The organism is Photorhabdus akhurstii, assembly GCF_018448925.1.
GTDB classification, from domain to species: Bacteria; Pseudomonadota; Gammaproteobacteria; order Enterobacterales; family Enterobacteriaceae; genus Photorhabdus; species Photorhabdus akhurstii.
In genome coordinates, this window is the sequence record NZ_RCWE01000009.1 from 15,425 (window position 1) to 36,683 (window position 21,259).

The 21,259-nt window shown below is 44.4% G+C and carries 13 protein-coding genes and 1 pseudogene; 8 read left to right on the forward strand and 6 right to left on the reverse strand.

Annotated features, from left to right (window positions below; genetic code table 11):
• Nucleotides 1–14 precede the first annotated feature (14 nt).
• The 3 genes from EAE93_RS11940 to EAE93_RS11945 all read left to right on the forward strand — a co-directional run bounded on the left by EAE93_RS11940 (nt 15) and on the right by EAE93_RS11945 (nt 2,968).
• Complete coding sequence (locus EAE93_RS11940) at nt 15–1,469, forward strand: carbon starvation CstA family protein (RefSeq protein ID WP_105397653.1); 1,455 nt, start codon at nt 15–17, stop codon at nt 1,467–1,469.
• Between the two features lie 762 nt (nt 1,470–2,231).
• A complete protein-coding gene (locus EAE93_RS24535) occupies nt 2,232–2,384 on the forward strand; it encodes a DUF5993 family protein (protein WP_036778468.1) in 153 nt (50 codons plus the stop codon).
• A 14-nt stretch (nt 2,385–2,398) separates the two neighbouring features.
• A complete protein-coding gene (locus EAE93_RS11945) occupies nt 2,399–2,968 on the forward strand; it encodes a disulfide bond formation protein B (protein WP_036778436.1) in 570 nt (189 codons plus the stop codon).
• A gap of 62 nt (nt 2,969–3,030) precedes the next feature.
• Here the strand turns inward: EAE93_RS11945 and typA are convergent, their stop codons facing one another.
• Nucleotides 3,031–4,869: a ribosome-dependent GTPase TypA gene (typA, locus tag EAE93_RS11950; protein WP_040151299.1), complete on the reverse strand. Its 1,839-nt coding sequence runs from the start codon at nt 4,867–4,869 to the stop codon at nt 3,031–3,033.
• A 398-nt stretch (nt 4,870–5,267) separates the two neighbouring features.
• Between typA and glnA the strand changes: the two genes are divergently transcribed.
• The 3 genes from glnA (at nt 5,268) to glnG (ending at nt 9,359) form a co-directional block, all read left to right on the forward strand.
• Nucleotides 5,268–6,677 carry a glutamate--ammonia ligase gene (glnA, locus tag EAE93_RS11955; protein WP_036778441.1) on the forward strand — a complete coding sequence of 470 codons (1,410 nt, stop codon included), beginning with the start codon at nt 5,268–5,270 and terminating at the stop codon, nt 6,675–6,677.
• A gap of 153 nt (nt 6,678–6,830) precedes the next feature.
• Nucleotides 6,831–7,880: a nitrogen regulation protein NR(II) gene (gene glnL, locus EAE93_RS11960; protein ID WP_046396383.1), complete on the forward strand. Its 1,050-nt coding sequence runs from the start codon at nt 6,831–6,833 to the stop codon at nt 7,878–7,880.
• Between the two features lie 9 nt (nt 7,881–7,889).
• Nucleotides 7,890–9,359, forward strand: coding sequence for a nitrogen regulation protein NR(I) (gene glnG / locus EAE93_RS11965; RefSeq protein WP_214039745.1), 1,470 nt, complete (start codon nt 7,890–7,892; stop codon nt 9,357–9,359).
• 65 nt (nt 9,360–9,424) lie between these two features.
• Here glnG and EAE93_RS11970 read toward each other — a convergent pair whose 3' ends face one another.
• The 4 genes from EAE93_RS11970 to yihI all read right to left on the reverse strand — a co-directional run bounded on the left by EAE93_RS11970 (nt 9,425) and on the right by yihI (nt 17,487).
• Complete coding sequence (locus EAE93_RS11970; RefSeq protein WP_036778447.1) at nt 9,425–10,714, reverse strand: ISL3 family transposase; 1,290 nt, start codon at nt 10,712–10,714, stop codon at nt 9,425–9,427.
• A gap of 23 nt (nt 10,715–10,737) precedes the next feature.
• A complete protein-coding gene (locus EAE93_RS11975; RefSeq protein ID WP_214039746.1) occupies nt 10,738–13,944 on the reverse strand; it encodes an Eco57I restriction-modification methylase domain-containing protein in 3,207 nt (1,068 codons plus the stop codon).
• A gap of 1,466 nt (nt 13,945–15,410) precedes the next feature.
• Entirely contained in the window at nt 15,411–16,784 is a 1,374-nt protein-coding gene (gene hemN / locus EAE93_RS11980) for an oxygen-independent coproporphyrinogen III oxidase (protein WP_214039747.1), read from the reverse strand.
• A gap of 193 nt (nt 16,785–16,977) precedes the next feature.
• Nucleotides 16,978–17,487: a Der GTPase-activating protein YihI gene (yihI, locus tag EAE93_RS11985; protein ID WP_036778455.1), complete on the reverse strand. Its 510-nt coding sequence runs from the start codon at nt 17,485–17,487 to the stop codon at nt 16,978–16,980.
• 192 nt (nt 17,488–17,679) lie between these two features.
• Between yihI and EAE93_RS11990 the strand changes: the two genes are divergently transcribed.
• Nucleotides 17,680–19,143, forward strand: coding sequence for an ArnT family glycosyltransferase (locus EAE93_RS11990; RefSeq protein WP_214039748.1), 1,464 nt, complete (start codon nt 17,680–17,682; stop codon nt 19,141–19,143).
• Between the two features lie 55 nt (nt 19,144–19,198).
• Here EAE93_RS11990 and EAE93_RS11995 read toward each other — a convergent pair.
• Nucleotides 19,199–19,327 (reverse strand): annotated as a pseudogene (locus EAE93_RS11995) (amino acid ABC transporter substrate-binding protein); the annotation flags it as partial.
• Between the two features lie 249 nt (nt 19,328–19,576).
• Between EAE93_RS11995 and EAE93_RS12000 the strand changes: the two are divergent.
• Complete coding sequence (locus tag EAE93_RS12000) at nt 19,577–21,256, forward strand: ShlB/FhaC/HecB family hemolysin secretion/activation protein (RefSeq protein WP_214039749.1); 1,680 nt, start codon at nt 19,577–19,579, stop codon at nt 21,254–21,256.
• Nucleotides 21,257–21,259: the final 3 nt, after the last annotated feature.

The window sequence follows — 21,259 nt, forward strand, 5'->3', positions numbered from 1 at the left end:
AAGGTGTTATATTTATGTTGTGGTTCCTCCTCTGTATCGGCCTTCTTCTGGCTGGATATTTCATATACGGCAAAATTGTCGAAAAGATATTCACTATTCGGCCAGAAAGAAAAACCCCCGCTCTTTCTATGGCTGATGGTGTTGATTATGTGGCTATGTCCACCCCAAAAGTTTGGTTAATTCAGTTACTGAATATCGCTGGCGTTGGCCCTATTTTCGGTCCAATTCTTGGCGCCCTCTATGGCCCGCTCGCTATGCTGTGGATTGTATTCGGCTGTATCTTTGCCGGTGCCGTACACGATTACTTCTCCGGTATGCTCAGTGTGCGTGCCCGCGGCGCATCCGTGCCCGTTATCGTTGGTAACGAACTGGGCAAAACCATGAAGCATTTCATGAATATATTTGCTGTTATTCTGCTGATGCTAGTTGGCGTCGTCTTTGTTTTGAGTCCAGCCGGCTTACTGAATAACTTGCTGAAAGAGGCAATGGGTTGGGATAACATTGCTATCTGGGTCGGTATTATCTTTGCTTACTATATTCTCGCAACGCTGGTTCCTATTGATAAAATCATTGGTCGCCTTTACCCACTGTTTGGTGCATTGCTGCTGTTTATGTCTGTCGCGCTGATGGTCGGTTTAGCGATGAGCGACAAGCCTTTCTATTCTCAAGGATTGGATTTCACCACTAACTTTAACCCGAAAGATCTGCCTATTTGGCCATTGCTGTTCGTCACGATTGCCTGTGGCGCTATTTCAGGTTTCCACGCCACTCAGTCTCCGCTGATGGCACGCTGTATGCAAAATGAAAAAAATGGTCGCTTCGTTTTCTACGGCGCAATGATTGGCGAAGGTATTATCGCACTGATCTGGTGTACATTGGGCCTGAGTTTCTATGAAGATACTAACGCGTTGCAAGCCGTGATTGATCAGGGTACGGCCTCTCTGGTTGTTCACGAAGTGTCAACTTCTCTGTTAGGTACTGTCGGCGGTATTCTGGCAATCCTCGGCGTAGTGATTTTACCCATTACTTCTGGCGATACCGCGTTCCGTTCCGCCCGGCTGATTATTGCTGAATTCTTGAATATTCCTCAGCAACAAATGGCTAAACGCCTGTTATTAAGTGTGCCAATGTTTATTGTCGGCTATCTGATCACCAAAACTGACTTCAATATTATCTGGCGTTACTTTGGCTGGGCAAATCAAACCACAGCAATGGTCATGCTATGGGCTGCCTCAGCATGGTTGCTGCGTCGCAATAAATTCCATTGGATTACCACCCTGCCTGCCATGTTTATGACCGCAGTGTGCTTCACCTATCTGGCATTTGCGCCAGAAGGTTTTGCGCTAAACTGGAATATCTCCGTTGTTATCGGACTGGCAGCAATGGCGGTTGTCACAATTGCTTTCTTTGTGAAAATCCGCTCTCAATCGGCTTCCGATAATATAAACGCCGAAGCATTAAATGAGTAAAAACCCAAGAAGATATTAAATATCACAACCGCCCCTCACGATAAAAAGTCGAGGGGTTTTAATTGCCGATCTCCATTTATCGTGACAAAAAACATTTACTCCTCCCGCAAATATCAGACGAAACATCACATGAATATTGACAGTTTAAGTGTTACGACCAGAAAAATGAGTGAAGAAAGTATCATTTCCCCATAGAGAATGTCTGGGATAGCTTCTTTATGAAAGCTTAATGCCCACTAAATAGTGACAAAAATAGTGGCAAACAATGAAAAAGAATTCATCTGGGTAGAGGGTTAATTGTAGAAAATTGGATAGTTTAAGCCCTTTAAAAGCAAATCTATGAATAGTCGTTAAATTAGGAAGTTTCCAGGCAAAGGTACGATTCGTTGTTTCTAATCGTTTCCTGCTTAACTATTAAATAAAAAACAACTCATCGAAACTCTCGCCAAATGATAATCACGCAGATCCTACTGAATAGTGGCAGACATAAATAAGATTGACTACAATTGTTATTAGCAGCACACTACGAATAGTGGGTTAAATTATACACCGTTCGAATACCATGCTTTAATAAATGTAGGTTTGTACGTTTTCAAATGCGATACCAAAGAGAGTGACACCCATTAATGGACAACTTGCCTTTGGATAATTGGTCGCTTGTATCGAAGTAAACGATCCTAAACTGAGCTTGATGAATTCCCTACCCTGAATACGGGGAAAGGTCTTGAATGTTTGTAGAAAACTGGAGAATCAACCATGTATATGTTTTTACCTTTTTTACTCGCATTATTTGCGGCTATCACCACCTTATATGGAAAGTATAAAACCAGTTATACCCTGTGGGGTCTTCTTTTGGTGACGACTGTAGCTTGGTTTATCCATCATGCAACTGATTCGTTAAATCTATCTTTTTAACGGGAGACAATCTGATGAATCAGGTATTAGCAACAAAACAACAGATCAGCTACGGCATGATATTTAACCTCATTGGGTTATTTGCTATCAGTGCTGTTCTAACCCTTGCCTTCTATTATCAATTGGTCCTTTCAGAACTCCCTTGTCCATTGTGTCTGCTACAGCGAGCGGGCATGATCATGATAGGGTTTGGTTTCCTGTTTAATCTGTGTTTTGGTATCAAAAGCGCACATTATGCCTTGTCACTGCTTGGCTGTATCGTGACTGGCATTGTTGCGATCCGACAAGTGTTTTTACATATCACCCCCGGTGATCTCGGTTATGGTTCCGCCCTTTTTGGTATACATTTCTATACTTGGGCCCTTATTTGCTCAGTTATCGCGATTATCGGCATATCCGTCATGCTGATATTGAAAAGCCTGGAGAAAACAACCGAAGCAAAACAAAAAACGTCTGTTATCGGTCAGATTATCATCGGATTATTTGTCATATTAATTACCGCAAATTTAATCTCCACCATTTTGGAGTGTGGCGGTGGGCAGTGTGATGACAACCCAACGTTCTATCAATTGCTCGGTAAATAATTCGTTTGTTAAAAAAACTCAGGGCGCCATCGGCGCCCTAAGCATGGGTATTACAGGAAAGATTATGCTTCTTTACTGCGATACGCACGACGGCGTTCATTTTCCGTCAGATGGCGTTTACGCAGGCGAATAGACACAGGAGTCACTTCCACCAGCTCGTCATCATCAATAAACTCCAGAGCCTGCTCCAGGGTTTTCTTAATATGTGGAGACAAGGTTGTCGCTTCGTCAGTACCAGATGCACGGACGTTAGTCAGTTTCTTACCTGTCAGACAGTTAACTGTCAGGTCATTAGAACGAGAATGAATACCGATCACCTGACCTTCATACACTTCCGCGCCATGACCAAGGAACAATTTACCGCGATCCTGTAAGCTGTAAAGTGCATAAGCAACCGCTTTACCTTGACCATTGGAAATCATCACGCCGTTCTGACGGCGACCGATTTCACCCGCGCGAATATCATCATAGTGGCTGAATGTCGCATACAGCAGACCGGTACCAGAGGTCATCGTCAGGAACTCAGTACGGAAGCCAATCAGACCACGGCTTGGAATAACATAATCAAGGCGCACACGGCCTTTACCGTCTGGCAGCATATCGCGCAGATCCGCTTTACGCTCACCCAACGCCTGCATCACATCTCCCTGATGCTGCTCTTCAATATCCAGCGTCACCTGCTCGAAAGGTTCTTGCTTGCGACCATCGATCTCACGGAAGATAACTTTCGGACGGGATACCGCCAGTTCAAAACCTTCACGGCGCATGTTCTCAATCAGAACAGATAAGTGTAATTCACCACGGCCAGAAACACGGAACGCATCCGGATCTTCTGTCTCTTCAACACGCAGGGCGACATTGTGAACCAGCTCTTTCTTCAAACGCTCAAGGATTTGGCGTGAGGTGACATATTTGCCTTCACGGCCACAGAAAGGAGAGGTGTTAACACAGAAATACATGCTCACCGTCGGCTCATCAACCGCCAGCGGCGGCAGTGCTTCAACAGCATTCGTATCACACAGCGTATCGGAAATATTCAGCTCACCCAGACCGGTAATCGCAACGATATCGCCCGCTTCCGCTTGCTCACTCTCGATACGCTCCAGCCCTAAGTGGCCCAGTACCTTACCGATTTTACCGTTCCGGGTTTTACCCTCGCCATCAATAATCGTGACGTTCTGGTTTGGCTTAACAGTACCGCGCTTGATACGCCCAATGCCGATAACACCAACATAGTTATTATAGTCAAGCTGAGAAATCTGCATCTGGAATGCGCCATTCAGGTCAACTTTCGGCGGCTCTACATGATCGACAATCGCCTGATACAACGGCGTCATATCTTCCGCCATATCTTCATGATCAATACCGGCAATTCCCATCAATGCCGATGCATAGATAATAGGGAAATCCAGTTGTTCATCAGTGGCGCCCAGGTTAACAAACAGGTCAAACACCTGATCCACAACCCAATCAGGGCGGGCGCCAGGACGGTCAACTTTGTTAATGACCACAATCGGTTTCAAACCATGAGCGAACGCTTTCTGTGTCACAAAACGGGTCTGAGGCATTGGCCCGTCCATAGCATCGACCAGCAATAATACGCTGTCGACCATAGACATAACACGTTCTACTTCACCGCCGAAATCGGCATGTCCCGGAGTGTCTACGATATTAATACGGTAGTCATTCCATTTAATGGCGGTATTTTTTGCGAGGATAGTAATTCCACGCTCTTTCTCCAAATCATTGGAATCCATCACACGCTCTGTCGCTGTCGCACGGTCACCGAAAGTACCGGATTGTTGCAGCAGCTTGTCAACCAGGGTCGTTTTACCGTGGTCAACGTGCGCGATAATGGCGATATTACGCAATTTTTCGATCACAAACTTTGCCTCAGGCATTTATAGAAATGGCGCGCTATTGTACACACATTGGTCGAAGGACTAAACAGGATCACAATAATCTATGCTTAACAACTTGATAACAATGAAATTGTGATCCCTTTCACGCCCATAAATAGACGCATTTTTGACATAAACGCACTAATATTGTGCGTCTCAGTTATATGGTTGCACCAATACAGTGCAATTTCTCCAAATATTCCGGTATCCCATCACCGGGATACCCACGATACAGTATATTGCAAGGTGTTAAAAAGTTGGCATGCTTTTCGCAAACGTTTTTCGTGATTGCAAACGTATAAATAGCCTTGTTAAGGTAAAACGATGTGATTGTGTTTTCTTTTAGTCTTAATCACGACAATTTTATCAAGACCAACACAAACCAGGAGAAACCGAGTATGTCCGTTGAACATGTTTTAACCATGATTGAAGAGCATCAGGTGAAGTTTATCGATCTGCGTTTCACTGATACCAAAGGCAAAGAACAACATATGACCATCCCTGCTCATCAGGTTAATGCAGACTTCTTTGAAGATGGCAAAATGTTTGACGGATCTTCAATTAGCGGTTGGAAAGGGATTAACGAATCCGACATGGTGCTAATGCCAGATACCAGCACCGCCATGCTTGATCCCTTCTTTGACGATGCCACACTTATTTTACGTTGTGACATTCTGGAACCAGGCACTATGCAAGGCTACGACCGCGATCCCCGTTCCATCTCCAAACGTGCTGAAAACTTCCTGCGTTCAAGCGGCATTGCAGATACTGTCCTGTGCGGACCAGAACCTGAGTTTTTCCTGTTTGATGACGTACGCTTCAGTAGTGCCATGTCCCATTCTTACTATCACATCGATGATATCGAAGCTGCATGGAATTCCGGGACGCAGTACGAAGGCGGCAACAAAGGCCATCGGCCTGCGGTAAAAGGCGGTTATGCTCCGCTGCCTCCCGTTGATTCTTCTCAGGATTTACGTTCAGCGATGTGCCTGACAATGGAAGAGATGGGGTTGGTTGTGGAAGCTCACCATCATGAAGTGGGAACAGCGGGTCAAAATGAAATCGCGACCCGCTTTAACACCATGACCAAAAAAGCTGACGAAACCCAGATTTACAAATACGTCGTACATAATGTCGCGCACAATTTCGGCAAGACCGCCACCTTTATGCCAAAACCTCTGGTCGGCGATAATGGCTCGGGTATGCACTGCCATATGTCTCTGTCCAAAAACGGCACTAACTTGTTTGCCGGTGACAAATACGGTGGTTTGTCCGAACTAGCGTTGTTCTACATTGGCGGTATTATCAAACATGCCCGTGCACTGAACGCGTTTACCAACCCGACAACCAACTCTTATAAACGTCTGGTTCCGGGCTATGAAGCCCCAGTGATGTTGGCTTACTCCGCCCGTAACCGTTCGGCGTCTATCCGTATTCCCGTTGTTGCCAGCACTAAAGCTCGCCGTATTGAAATACGTTTCCCTGATCCGGCGGCTAACCCTTATCTAGCATTCGCTGCTCAGTTGATGGCTGGCCTTGACGGCATCATCAACAAAATCCATCCGGGCGATGCGATGGATAAAAACCTGTATGACCTGCCACCGGAAGAAGCCAAAGAGATCCCTACTGTCGCTTCTTCTCTAGAGGACGCATTGGCGGCATTGGATGCCGATCGTGAATTCTTGACCCGTGGCGGTGTATTCACCGATGACGCCATTGATGCTTATATTGACTTGAAAAACAGTGAAATAGAACGTGTCCGTCTGACACCGCATCCACTGGAGTTTGAACTCTATTACAGTGTGTAATTAGCAGCGCCGTTTCCGCTGATCATTTTTTGTTGCCGTGAAACCTTTAGCCCATCTTCGGATGGGCCCTTTTCCTGCTATCTAAATTTCAGGCTTTGACTGGGTTTCATGCTCGAACATGATAAAGTGCACCAAAAAGGTGCAGGAGTGTGGATGAAAACGGAAAATCTGCCCGACAGCGGGCAAATATTAAATTCACTCATTAACAGTGTATTGGTGCTGGATACGGATCTCGTCATCCGTTATGCCAACCATGCAGCACTACAATTATTTGCTCAGAGTGCCCGTAAACTATTCGGTACACCTCTTCCGGTACTGTTTAGTTATTTCTCACTGAATACAGAATTGATGCGCTCTAGTCTGGTCAGCGGCCAGAGTTTTACTGATAACGAAGTAACGTTAGTGGTTGATAACCGCTTTCACATTATGTCGCTCAGTGCCCAACCGATTTCCGAGCAGTTCATCTTGCTGGAACTGGCGCCTATGGACAGTCAACGCCGGTTAAGCCAAGAGCAGGTACAACAAGCTCAGCAGATAGCCGCACGGGAATTGGTTCGGGGGCTGGCGCACGAAATCAAAAACCCCCTTGGTGGATTGAGGGGAGCCGCGCAATTACTGTCAAAAGCACTGCCTGACCCTGCGTTGCAGGAATACACCCAAGTGATTATTGAACAAGCCGACCGATTACGCCATCTGGTAGACAGATTGCTTGGCCCACAGCATCCGGGTGAACGAATTAAACAAAGCATTCATTATGTCGCTGAACGGGTGTCTCAGTTAGTCTCACTGGAAATGCCGGATAACGTCACACTGGTAAAAGATTACGATCCCAGTTTGCCAGAACTGGCCCACTACCCTGATCAAATTGAACAGGTGCTACTGAATATCACCCGTAATGCCTTGCAAGCGCTAGGAAAACAGGGAGGGACTATTACCCTTCGCACTCGTACTGCTTTTCAAATTACCTTGCATGGTAAGCGCTATCGTCTGGCTGCCAGAATTGACGTGGAAGATAACGGGCCAGGTATCCCGCCACAAATTCAGGACACCTTGTTTTACCCAATGGTCAGCGCCCATGAAGGTGGAACAGGTCTTGGCCTATCCATTGCTCGCAATTTAATAGACCAACATTCCGGCAAAATAGAATTTACCAGTTGGCCGGGGCACACAGAATTTTCTATCTACTTACCAATTAAGAAATAGAGGATAACGATGCAACAGGGAAAAATCTGGATCGTCGATGATGACAGTTCAATCCGCTGGGTACTGGAGCGGGCGTTAAGTAACGCGGGGATGGAATGTACCAGTTTTGCAGACGCTGACAGCGCACTGACCGCACTGGCCCAAAACACTCCTGATGTACTGATTTCGGATATCCGTATGCCGGGGATGAATGGACTAAACCTGCTGAATAATATCAAACAGAGCAATCCGTTACTGCCGGTCATTATCATGACCGCCCATTCTGATTTGGATGCCGCAGTCAGTGCTTATCAGCAAGGGGCTTTTGATTATTTACCAAAACCCTTTGATATTGATGAAGCCGTTGCCTTGCTGGAACGAGCGCTTAGCCACTCCCGCGATCAGAATCAATCAATTAAAAGTCCACAGATCATCACCTCTGTTTCAGACATGATAGGCGAAGCGCCTGCCATGCAGGATGTTTACCGCATTATCGGCCGCCTCTCCCGTTCCTCTATCAGCGTCTTGATTAATGGCGAATCCGGTACCGGTAAAGAGCTGGTGGCCCATGCATTGCACCGCCACAGCCCACGGGCCAATGAGCCATTTATTGCCCTTAACATGGCAGCCATTCCTAAAGATTTGATTGAGTCAGAGCTATTTGGTCATGAGAAAGGGGCTTTTACCGGCGCTAATCAGGTACGTCATGGCCGGTTTGAACAAGCCAATCATGGCTCACTGTTTCTTGATGAAATTGGCGACATGCCTCTGGATATTCAAACCCGTCTGTTACGGGTATTGGCAGAAGGCCAGTTCTACCGGATTGGCGGCTATGCTCCGGTGAAAGTGGATGTACGGATTATCGCGGCAACCCATCAGGATCTGGAACGTTTAGTACAGAAAGGCAAATTCCGTGAAGATCTCTACCACCGCCTCAACGTTATTCGTATGCAATTACCGCCCTTACGCGACAGAGTGGAGGATATCCCTCGCCTGACTCGCCATTTCCTGCAACAGACGGCCAAAGAGCTAGGCGTAGACACAAAAATTCTCCATCCTGACGCAGAAATGGCCTTAATGCGTTTACCCTGGCCGGGCAATGTTCGCCAGTTGGAAAACATCTGCCGTTGGCTGACTGTGATGGCCGCAAGCCAGGAGGTGCTGGTACAAGATTTGCCGCCTGAATTATTTGACCCCCACCATACCGAAACCGGCGCAACAACATCTGTAAGCACAACACCTATAAATACCGTACCCGCAAATACAACACCTACACATACAATACCGGAAAACTGGTCGCAGCTCCTTGCCCAGTGGGCAACAAATGCCTTGGAAAATGGTCAGCAGGATCTGCTATCTGAAGCATTACCGTTATTGGAGCGTACCTTACTTGATTGTGCACTTAAGCATACCAAAGGCCATAAACAAGAAGCTGCGCGATTGCTAGGTTGGGGACGCAATACTATTACACGGAAGTTAAAAGAACTTGGGTTGGAGTAAGGATATATTCGCAAATCAGGCTATTGCCTATTTATGGATACCCCAATTTTATGGTTGAAACAGGGCTATAATCGCCCCATTTCTATCTCTCTTACCAGTGCTGATATATCTACACCGTAATTTATTGACGTTTCCGACTCTGGTCCGCATGCCTGCTCAGGAATCCGTTGATGTTGATAGTGGGGGTTCTTGCTCTGCTGAAAGCCCTTAGTAAACAGTATTTCAGCTCGCAATGCTTCAAAACTGTAACCACGACCAACATGGTTCACCACTCTAATCAAATTGTTCAGATTCTCTATATAAGCATTAGTGATCGGGTGGTCGAAGTAAGCAAAAACATCATCATGCCAGTTATCTATAGCTTTAACGAGTGGGTCAAAATACACCTTCATTTCAGGTGTTATCTGTCTAAGCCAAACATAGTAGGCTTGCTGTGCCTCATACCTATTTTTGCAGTCCCATATGCCGAAAAATGACTCTTTCAACTCGTAAGCATAACCCAAGTCGGGATAGTTGAGTATCCAGTCAGAGAATCGCATATATTCAGCATCTGTCTGCTCATGGCGACGTTTCAGCAACACAAAGTGATTTTTCATCAGTTTTCGACGCTGCTGAGCTGTCAAGCCGCTTCTGATGGCCTTTAGTGCTCTTTCTAGTGACTCATTCGCCATACGGACAACATGAAACTTATCTATGATAACCGTAGCGTCAGGGATCATAGTAGCCACTGCTTCTCTGTATGGTCGCCACATATTCATAGCGACATAACGCACCTGATAGCGATCTTTTCGTTTAGTTAGGTAGCGCATAACAGTGGCTTTGTTATTGTTATCAAGCATATCAACAATGGTTTGCAGCTCGATATTGGCGATAACACACCGGGGTTTTATGATATGGATTTCATCAATACCCAGCCATTTAGGCATTTCAAAATTAAAGGTCTTTTCCAGTCTCTCGCAGGAGTCGTGAAATATATTACGAACCGTCTTTTCGTCCACACCTACGTCCTCTGCTACGCTGGAGAAGGTGCGGCGTAGACTCTCACGCTCAATGTATTGGATCAAACGGTGAGTCATTTGCCGCTTACCATCCTTGTGTGGTACTGGTTCCATAAACGTCTTACAACATATTTGACAACGGTAGCGGCGGCGATTCAGTATAATCCCTGTCCGCTTGCCATTGACAGGAGTATCCATGATCACCTCATCACGACGGCCAAAACCAACGATTTCAGGATGCTTGCAGTGGATGCAGTGAGTAGGTGGGTTGGCCGTCCCTACATGTACCCGGTAATCATGCTCCAGTTCGGAGACAGACAGGACGATATAATCAGGCCAGTTAAGGATGTTTGCCATAATAGCCAACTTATCTTTGTCAGTTATTCTACGAGCGTTACACTCCAGGTGATCAAAACATCCTCCGCGACCGATTTTATTCGCTTGATAATTTTCTGGCGTTCTGTTTTATCGTGACACTGATGAGCCTCTTCAACAAGCTCTGCAAGGTTAGTATGCATCGTGTTAGTAATATCAAAATTAGGTAATGATAGATGTTTGAATACATCCGCAACTTGAATGGATACATTGTGGCTGTTAATCCATTCTTGAACAGTTAATGAATTCAATAATCCGCACAAATAATATGCTGTTTCTTTGTTATCAAAGGACGCAAAGTATACTTTGTGATCTGGAATATAAACACGTTCACCAACAACAGGTACATTCTGAAAGCTTGCAACCGCTGCATAAAACGATGAGGACATTTCTGGCCATATCACTTTCCATGGTTTGAAGGTGTAATCGCCAACATTATAAACAGCATGGTAAGGAGCGCCTTTCATTTGACGACGATAGGTAGAACGTTCCAGTAACAGTCTCTCGAACCCTTTAAACCATGCTAAGGTTTTTTTCATCTTAGGGGAATTCAACTGTACATCCGCACTCTCGTACTCTGCATTTGAAATACCTGTGTTTGGTACGAACGTAAACAGTCTTTGTTCAACATCATCGTAGTCTGGAGCATCAAGTTTCAAGTAACATTCATCAAAATCACTTGCTCCCTTAATTAAAGGATAAAGCATATTGGGCTCTACCCACTGAGTTTTCTGTGGCCCAATGTCTTTCCGTCCAGCCTCCGGGCGGCTTTGAATCTGAACGAGAGCGCCGTTGTTTTGCAAGATTGGAACAAAATAAACTCCGTTAAGATCCGTGGTGATCCCTTTCCGTCCTTTAGTCCATTTACACGGTGATGATAGATATTTAATCGCGTTGAAGCGCCCAGGAGCAAGAATTGCCCACGGAGAACCTTCATCACCAACCGGAAATGCTTCTTTTGTCGTATGAGAAATAGCTTTCAGCACGTCATCAAGAGGTGTGCAGGGCCTAATAGCTTTCCTGTGACCAGGATTAGCTGACCATACCTTGTAAGCCACGGGGTATTGTACAGAGACGATGGATTTTCGAAACAGAGCAACAGACGTGTGATTGCTTGCATCTTCAAATGGTTTCAATTCCTTCATGTCATCAACAGACAATGGTTGAAGATAAAGAGAATCCTCTCGCTGTGAATCTAATTTAAATGTTCTAAAACCTGCTGACGATGGGTTCTTAAAAAGTGTGCCAGTGATGACAAACGCTAGTTTGCCACCTATATCCAGCCATTTATCGGAGACTGTGTAGGTTATCATGGCAGATATATCAAGTTCATTCCCACCATGACGCTTGGTCTTAGAAAAAATACCATAGTCTTCACACGTTGGTTTAACACGTTCACGATAAAGGTCAGGTAGCTTTGACCATCTAACCCAAGGAGGATTGCCAATAACTAAATCAAATTTACCTGCTGCCGCTGACCAGAAGAAGTTCCTGACAATCCGGAACCAAATACCGTTCCATTGCTTTCTGTGTAGATTTAACACTTGATCATAGGTGTGTCGGAGTGGCTTGTACCAGTTTAATAACTCTTCTTGGGTGACTATACTTGCTGCTATCAGTTTTTGACTGGATTTATCAAACTCTAGTCCCTGCACAACGTCTTTGCCCATTCGTTCAAAAACAAAATCGAGACGTTCCCTGTTTAAGGCTAACTCAACAGGCAAGTGAATATTCAGTTTGGCTACCTGACTTCCGATGTTGTATTCAACAATTCTATTTTTTCCAGAGGGGATCTCCGCAGGTGAATAAATGGCATCAGCCATTAGTACAGGAACCTCAATATCCATTCCTGGGCATGCAGCGAGAAGGTCTGCAATTTCCATCAGGAAATTTACACGAGCAGTCTGAACAGCAAGCGGGTTCAAATCAAAACCCCATACACTATCACATAGGTTTTTGATGACCTTAGACACACTCCATCCTTGTATTGCCGCCAGCTCACGCTTTTTACGGATCACCGCCAGTAAGAATGCCCCAGATCCACAGGTAGGATCTAACACACGCTGCTCCAATAATGTGTCGTCAGCAGCTCTCTGAAGCGTAAAATCAACTAACCAATCTGGGGTGTAGAATTCACCAAGGCTCTGCCGGAGTTTGCCAGGAACAAGACCTTGGTATAGATCTCGCAAAACATCCCTTGTCCTAGATAAATGATCAAGCCGATATAACGATAGAACCGAAAGCAACCGCCTCAAGGAAGGTAGTAACGCCGGAACAACCTTGTTTCTAGCAAGGCCAATATACCAGCTAAAAATAGCCTCTTCGACAAAACCGTTAATGCCCGCTTCCCTGAAAATGGCCGATTTCTCGACAGAATAGTCTAAATAATTAACCAGCTCATCATCATCTTTTTGCGCCGACATACTCTGAGCAGGTTGAGTCGATGATGTTAATCCGTGTGCTGATACAATCTCGGCAGCTAACAGTTTAATGAGAATCGAATTGTAAGTATGAATGACAAATAGCCGTGCGGATGTAGAATCTTCCGGCCAACCATTCCAGATAAATGCAATCTCTTTGTTAATAGCCTCTGTTTGTGAAATCGACATATCAGCAACTTGGCCGTACAAAGTTCTCCACTCCTCAAAAAGCATTTTAACTTTGTTGTTGCCTTGCTGTTTTAAGTAGTAAAGCAAACCATCAGACATAGCTTGCATAAATTCACGGGCATTTGCTGACCCATGTCCAAAATCGGCTAATAGGTTCTCAGTTGTTAAGGCTTTTCGCGTATCGGAGACAAAAGCGTCAATCACCAAATCGACCGCATAGGTTGAAAAGGGAATCAAGTGTTGAGTATGAATCTGATCACCATGGACCTGAGCAAAACAAATGTGCTCACCGTCAATAGCTATTCCAATGAAATCAGATTCGGGAATTCCTGTTTTCGTTGACTCACACTGTATATATGGCAGAAGTCGTTCTTCTATGGCATTTTTGAAGCCAGCGCTATCCTTCTTGCCACGAAACAAACCCGGCGCTTTGAATTCAATGATTACGTGATTATAGCTTGAGTCTTTACGCCCGCGCTCAGCATTCAAATGAAATCCAGTAGCATCTTCTATCGCCTTCATCCAAATGTATCGAACTTCCTCTTCACCTTTCCAAGGCTTTAGGCGCTTTTCCTGAATAGCTTCGTATGCCTCTTGGCCCATTACGTACCACCTTATAAACCGGTGTAAAAATTTTCCCAATTATGAACCTGAACAATAATAGCATCAACCGTATAATCCGATTTTAAAAAATTTAACCAGATAAGGCTGACCAATACAGAATGCCGTGTCAACAATTCGGCAAGTTAGGGATCGTCATAACTGATTGACTGGCTGTATTTTATCTGATAAAACCAGTATCAAACGTGATTAATTTACGATCAATCGAGATAATAGAATCGACAAAAGGCAAGATTGAGCAGTATCTATCACCCTCCAATTGAAAACGACAATTTTGTCCAAGTGAACAGAGCGTATCTAAAAGAATAGCGCTTCTTGATAAGGAGAAACTCAGTAACCTCAGAAATCCTGATATACCTAATTGAGAATGTAGGACACACAACCAAAGCAAGGAGTATGTAGCGATTTAACTCTGACCGAATATGGAGGTGTTTTGTGTGTCCGTATCGCGCAATAAAAAATACTCAAAGAAATACGCAATATTTCAAGCTACTGTTATTGCCTCATTAAATGAGTAAAAACTTAATTTAAAAAAATCACAACCTCTGTTGTGATTTATATTCAGACTAGTAATTATAAGGTTGGTTTAAGATGATGAAGTGGTGCCGGATTATTTTTGCGATTATTTTGTTTTACTCTCTTTTCGTTGGGATGATGCAAGTATTGTCGATCAATTTTTATGTTTTCCGTGATTACTTTGGATTGTGGGAGATTCCAGCCAAAGTGGCCGCTGTTATAGCATCTCTTTACGTTTTTTGTCTACTTGTTAAGTTTTTGCCTCTTATTATTGCTATTTTTATATGTAGCTTAGTTTTGGTGGTAAATGTATGGCATTGGTCATTATGGGTTTCGGTCCTTATACTTATTTGGCCGGTTATTGTTGTTTTAGCTTATTGCGTACTCACCAAAAGCCTGAAATATAATACATCAGACTTTTAGGAATCAGCAGGTCAGCGAAGAAGAAGTTGCTCGCGTACTTGCACATATGATGGATGATTGAATTTATATATGAAAAATAAAATATTTAGCAAAAGGTGGTTCAAAAATCTTTTTTATGTATTTATTAAAGAATTATTGTGGTCAAATATGCCCGTTATAGCCATTTTTATATGTGGGATTGTATCAGTGTATTTCTTCCCAGATGAATGGTGGATTGCATCTTTAATAGGAAGTATTGTAATTGTCGTTCTATTTCTTGTTCTTACATATTTAAGTGAAAGAAAAAAAAGCTAAGCATATACGCTTAGCTCAGACCGCTGACAAACCTCGTTGAAAATAACGTTTTTTTCTTTGAGACTGTAATTTAAATTGTGTAATTGCCATTTTATTTAAACAGATATTAGGTAAATGAGGTTAAATGAAAACCGTAAAACCGGATATTCAAATGTAAAATAAAAAGACTTTAACGAGGTTAAAACCTTTTTATTTAAAAACCACGCTCTGAACAATCAAATCACCCTTGAAAACTGATGCTGGCGAACCTGTTGGCGCAAATAAATATCAAAACACATACAAATATTACGAATCAGTAACCGGCCTCGCGGCGTTACCCAGATCTGTTTCTCATTCACTTCAACCAGTCCATCTTCAACCAATGGCGCTAATAATTGCAAATCCTCCGCAAAATAGCGGGTAAAACTCAGCCCATATTGCTGCTCAATATCGGCAAAATTTAGACGGAAATGACAAATTAGCGCTTTAATAACATCACGGCGAATACAATCATCTTGGGACAGCGTTAAACCACGCCATAAGGCATGCCCCTGTTTTTCTAATTCCGCATAATAGGTTTTTAACTCTTTTTGATTTTGGCAATAGCTATCGCCCAACATACTGATAGCAGAAACACCTAAACCCAGCAGGTCACACTCTTCCTGAGTGGTATAACCCTGAAAATTGCGATGTAATTTCCCTTCTCGCTGAGCTACCGCCAGTTCGTCATCCGGGCGAGCAAAATGGTCCATGCCGATAAACTGATAGCCATTGTTTGTCAACGTTGCGATTGTTTCTTGCAATATATCCAGCTTTTGCTCAGCGCTCGGTAAATCATGTTCCTTAATTTTACGTTGAGCGGCAAATAAATTCGGCAAATGAGCATAATTGAAAATACTCATTCTGTCCGGTGATAACGCTAATACTCGCTCCAGAGTGAAAGCAAAACTTTCTGGCGTCTGTTTCGGCAAACCATAGATCAGATCAATGCTGGTGGAATGAAAACCCGTTTCGCGAGCACGGGCAACCAAAGCAAAGATAAACTCTTCATTCTGTTCACGATTCACCAGACGCTGTACTTCTTTATTGAAATCCTGCACCCCCATGCTCAGACGGTTAAAACCTTCACCGCACAGGTGATCAATCATATCCAGTTCAATTTCACGCGGATCAATTTCAATAGAAATTTCAGCATCGGGCAGAAAATCAAAATGTTGGCGCAACAATCCCGTCAATTTACTGATTTGGTTTTTATTAAGATAAGTTGGCGTACCACCGCCCCAATGCATCTGACTCACTTTACGATCAGAAAACAACTTCGCCCGATCATGAATTTCCCGTTCAAGCCATTGCAAATATTCATCCGCTTTATGCTTTTGACGGGTGACCAATTTATTACAACCGCAGAAATAACAGAGCTTATGGCAAAACGGGATATGGAGGTAGAGAGAAAGCGGTCGTTCAGGGTAACGGGTAGCAGCCTGGATAAATGCCGCATTATCATACTGTTGATTGAATTCCAATGCCGTCGGATATGAAGTGTAACGGGGACCGGAATAATTGTACTTCTGGATCAAAGGCAGATCCCAAACGATGGCTTGCTCAGACATGTTTATTCCTTCCGATGTTTTTGCCCACCAAAACGTAACGCTTTCATATGCTTAATATGTTGCGCTGTTGTGACGCTGCGCAGCCGGGTTTTACGCCGCGATAATCGCCATAGTTTACCCAATAACCATAGCAAATAACATACTATGAGTATGGTTATTAGGGTTAATCCGCCTTTGATCATGGGAGATTAAATTATTTACCTTTCAGCAGTTGCATAATGTCATCCTGCCGCTCTTCTTCGTTCTCTTCCTCATCCAGTTGAATCCCCAACTCTTCCATTAGAGCGTCAATTCGATCTAGCGTGGTATCAATATAGTCATGCTCTTCTTTAGACAGACTTTCGCCATTTTCCAGACGTTCCAGCAATGCATCCAGACGATCGTCATTTTCCAACATGGCTAATTCTTGCTGTGGCGACAAACGTGGTTTTGTCTCAACTTTATTAGCAACGACAGGTTTTGTCGGTTGTTCCCCAACAATCAGCGGAACAGGTACTTTACTGCCAAGACGTGGATCACGTTGCTGCTTACCTGACTGATGTTTATCACCACTTTGCTCCTGATAGCGATTACCGGGCGAATTGCCACGATGTTTTTTCTCACGCTTACGTGCACGCCCTTCCGCATTTAATTCTTCGCGACTTTTTCTTTTCTGTTTACCAGCAGATGCTTTGGCTGGTGCTTTTTTCTTTAACGAGTTCATAGCCTGTTACTCAATTTGGTTTATCAGGGTATTGCTGCGCCGGAATCTAACAGAAACCGCACGTATAGAAAAGCGCCGCGAATAGCTCTTTATCTTTAAAAAAATATAGCCAAAATCTCTTATCATTCATGCATGGTTTAATCACCAACGAATATCCTATTAATCTTAACCTTCAATAAATGATCAATCGATATGCCTATTTTTGATACTTCTTGTTATAAATCCGTTTACTTGTGGGTAGTTAGTTATGCTTTGTTATGGATGATAGTGAGTTATTCATTCGATCCAACCGTGCCTTATGATGCCGTCGAAGCATTGAATTGGGGGAAAAACGGCGAATGGGGTTCACCTAAAAATCCGTGGTTAGTTGGTGTAATGATGCTGCCTGCTATCCATATAAGCGGTGTTTCATTGAGTTTTTACTGGTATTTCATTCACTTTACCGCTATCGCGATTGGCATGCTCGGTGTATGGCACCTGGCATTTCGGCTGACAGGGAAAAAAGAGCTGGCATGGCTCGCTATGCTGACATTGAACCTGTCCGGTATTATTAACTTCGATATCATCCCATATAACGATAATTATCTGCTAATTATGCTCTGGCCGTGGATTATGTTGTTCTTTCTGCGAGCCGTGTATGAGAATCCACGTTGGTGGCTGGCATTTGCTCTCAGTTCCGGGCTGGCGACAATGGGAAAATATTCCACATTGGCATTGGTTGGCTCGGTTTTTCTGTTGACGCTATTTGTACCTAAAGTTCGCCAATGTTACCGCCAACCCGCGCTTTATATCGCCTTGGTTATCTGGTTTATGCTGGTCCTGCCTAACTTCTGGTGGTTGTGGCACAATGATTTTGCCGCATTCAAATGGGTAGATTCACAAATAGATAGCGGATTTAATCTACATACCACCCGATCGCTATTATCAGTATTTTATCCACTGATTATCGTTGGCATGATTATTTATCAGCTTGGCGGCCGTATTAGCTGGCCGAAGGAACAACCGAACCGACTGGTAAACATTGTTATTCTGTTGCCATTACTGATTATCTACTGCTGGTTCTCATTCAATAAAGGGGGAAGAATGACAGAATGGCTGCATCCCTTTATGTCTGTTTCATCAGCGTTGTTGGTGGGTTCAATTACCCGATTTCCACAGAAATCATTACGCAATACTCTGAGAGGGCTGATTGTCGTCGCAATATTGATTGCGATGGGATATGTGCTGATTATGGCAACCAATGTTCGCGGTGCGGGCCATAAATTCGAAGGCATCAAAGACTTTTCCCGGCAACTGGAACAACGCTGGCATCAACTCTATCCAACTCCGCTCCATTATGTCGGAGGTGAGTACTTGCATCAGTGGCTGACTGTCTACGCACCAAGTCAGCCAGAAACGATCCAACCTTGGACGTTAGAAGAACAGGCGCCGAATATCTACAACCGCCATGTTAAGGAAAGCGATATTGCACGTGACGGCGCTATTCTGGTAGGCGCAAAGGGAAAAACCTGCGAGCAAGAAGATTTTCACAGTGTTTTGCAAGACTGGTCAAAATTAAGAATAAATAGTAAGGAAGAATTCCTTTTCCAGCCCGAACCTGAAACTAAGCCAACAATAGTCTGTGTAGGTTTTGTGTCACCGGAAAAATATCAGTAGTTTTCTCTGCAAATTGAAAGCCTGATCTTAACAGGCTTTCAACTTTTCATGCGCTATTAGCCAACAGGCCGACTAACTTAGCATCATCCTGCGTAATGGCTTGTACATTACCGTTACGTAGCGCAGCAAAGGCCAGAGATGTGTCGTCATAAGAGATCACTTTGGCTGTCGGATAATGCTCGCGCTGATACTGCACGACTGCCAGGTCGGAAACGCAATACTATTACACGGAAGTTAAAAGAACTCGGGTTGGAGTAAGGAGATGATATCTCCATCCCTGTCGCCACTTTTCGGAATTTAATATATCAGATTCCCCATTAGCAGGATTAAATAACCGATCTCGATCACATTTTATACTATCTCTTCCAGACAAGAAAATAATACCACATTAGAATAGTTTAATTATGTTATTATTAAACTATCAAGATTATCTATGGGAAGCCGTTTTCTTTATCACCGAAGCCTAATAGGGCTTATGCTGCTAGCAATCTCTGAACTAGCCCATGCTTCAACACCGATCAACCCTGCGGCTCAAGAAGCGATCACGCAACAACAAAAAGCATTGCTGCAACAAGCCCGGCAGCAACGGGAAACGCTGCGCAACAGCATCACCTTATCTCCATTACCCGATGTGGCGCCGAGTACAGCAGAATCTATCTGCCACACCATTCACCGGATTGAATTTGACGGCGCAAAAAGCCTGCCTCGATCAGTCAAAGAGCACTTAACCCACCCTTATTTATCCCACTGCTTATCTTTGCAGGACATTAATGCATTGGTGCGAAAAACCACTCATGCCTATATTGAACGGGGTTATGTCACTTCCCGGGCCGAACTCAGAGCACAGGATTTATCCTCCGGCGTTCTTATTATTACGGTCAATGAAGGCAAAGTTGAATCAGTCAGCCTGGACGGTGAAACACCTCTCTCGTTGAAAATGGCTTTTCCGAGCATAGTGGGTAAAACGCTTAACCTGCGAGATATTGAACAAGGCATGGAGCGTTTAAATCGCCTGCCGTCTCAACAAGTGACCATTGATATTCAGCCGGGAAAACAATCGGGTTATTCCGCAGTTATTTTAAAACGAACATCGATTCGCTTACCCATTAGTGCCAGTTTGGGAGCGGATAATAGTGGTCAAAAAAGTACCGGCGTCGGGCAAATCAATACCAGCGTGAATCTGGATAATCCATTACACCTTGCAGACCAGTGGTCATTATCTGCCAGCCACAACAGTGACTTCCGCAATAGCCATCAAAGCCGCAGCCTCTCCACCAATGTGACGGTTCCTTATGGTTACTGGTTATTCAGTTATCAATATGCATGGAATGATTCTTTTCAAAATATCCCGACGGGTTCACAAACCTATCGCTACACAGGTGACAGCCAGACTCACCGGCTGGCAGTAAACCGGACGCTATATCGTGATGGAAAACAGAAACTGGCATTGGATATGGGGCTGACACGCCGTCGGACCACCAATTTACTGGCAGAAGAAACATTATCCATCAGCAGCCCGACACTGAGCATCATCAATCTTGGCGTTAATTACAGCACCGTGCTGGCGGGGAGCTATGTCACTTTTAACCCGACAGTGAGCCACGGTTTACAAGCATTTGGCGCCACCAAAGATGATCCACGTTTTCCAGATGCGCCACGTAGTCAATTTCGCAAATTCAGTCTTAGCGCCAGCTATTTCATGCCGGTCACAGACTCCGTTTATTACCTCTCATCGATTTACGGCCAGACCACGCCAGACAACCTTTACGCCAGCGAACGTCTCTCGCTGGGCGGGCAATATTCCGTTCGGGGATTCAAAGAGCAATATCTCACCGGCAACCGCGGCGGATATTGGCGCAACGAGCTGAACTGGCGGGTATCAGAGCTTCCTATTCTGGGGGAACTCGCTTTAACCGGAGCGCTGGATACCGGCTGGCTACAGAAAAAAACCGGACAAATCGAGGGCGGCAATGTCACCGGCGCGGCTCTGGGCTTATCACTGACTCACCCGGGATTCAACCAGACCATCACTATTGGGAAACCCCTCATTCACCCTGATCACCTAAAACCGGATCACTGGGTCACTTATTGGTCAATATCACTCACTTTGTAACAC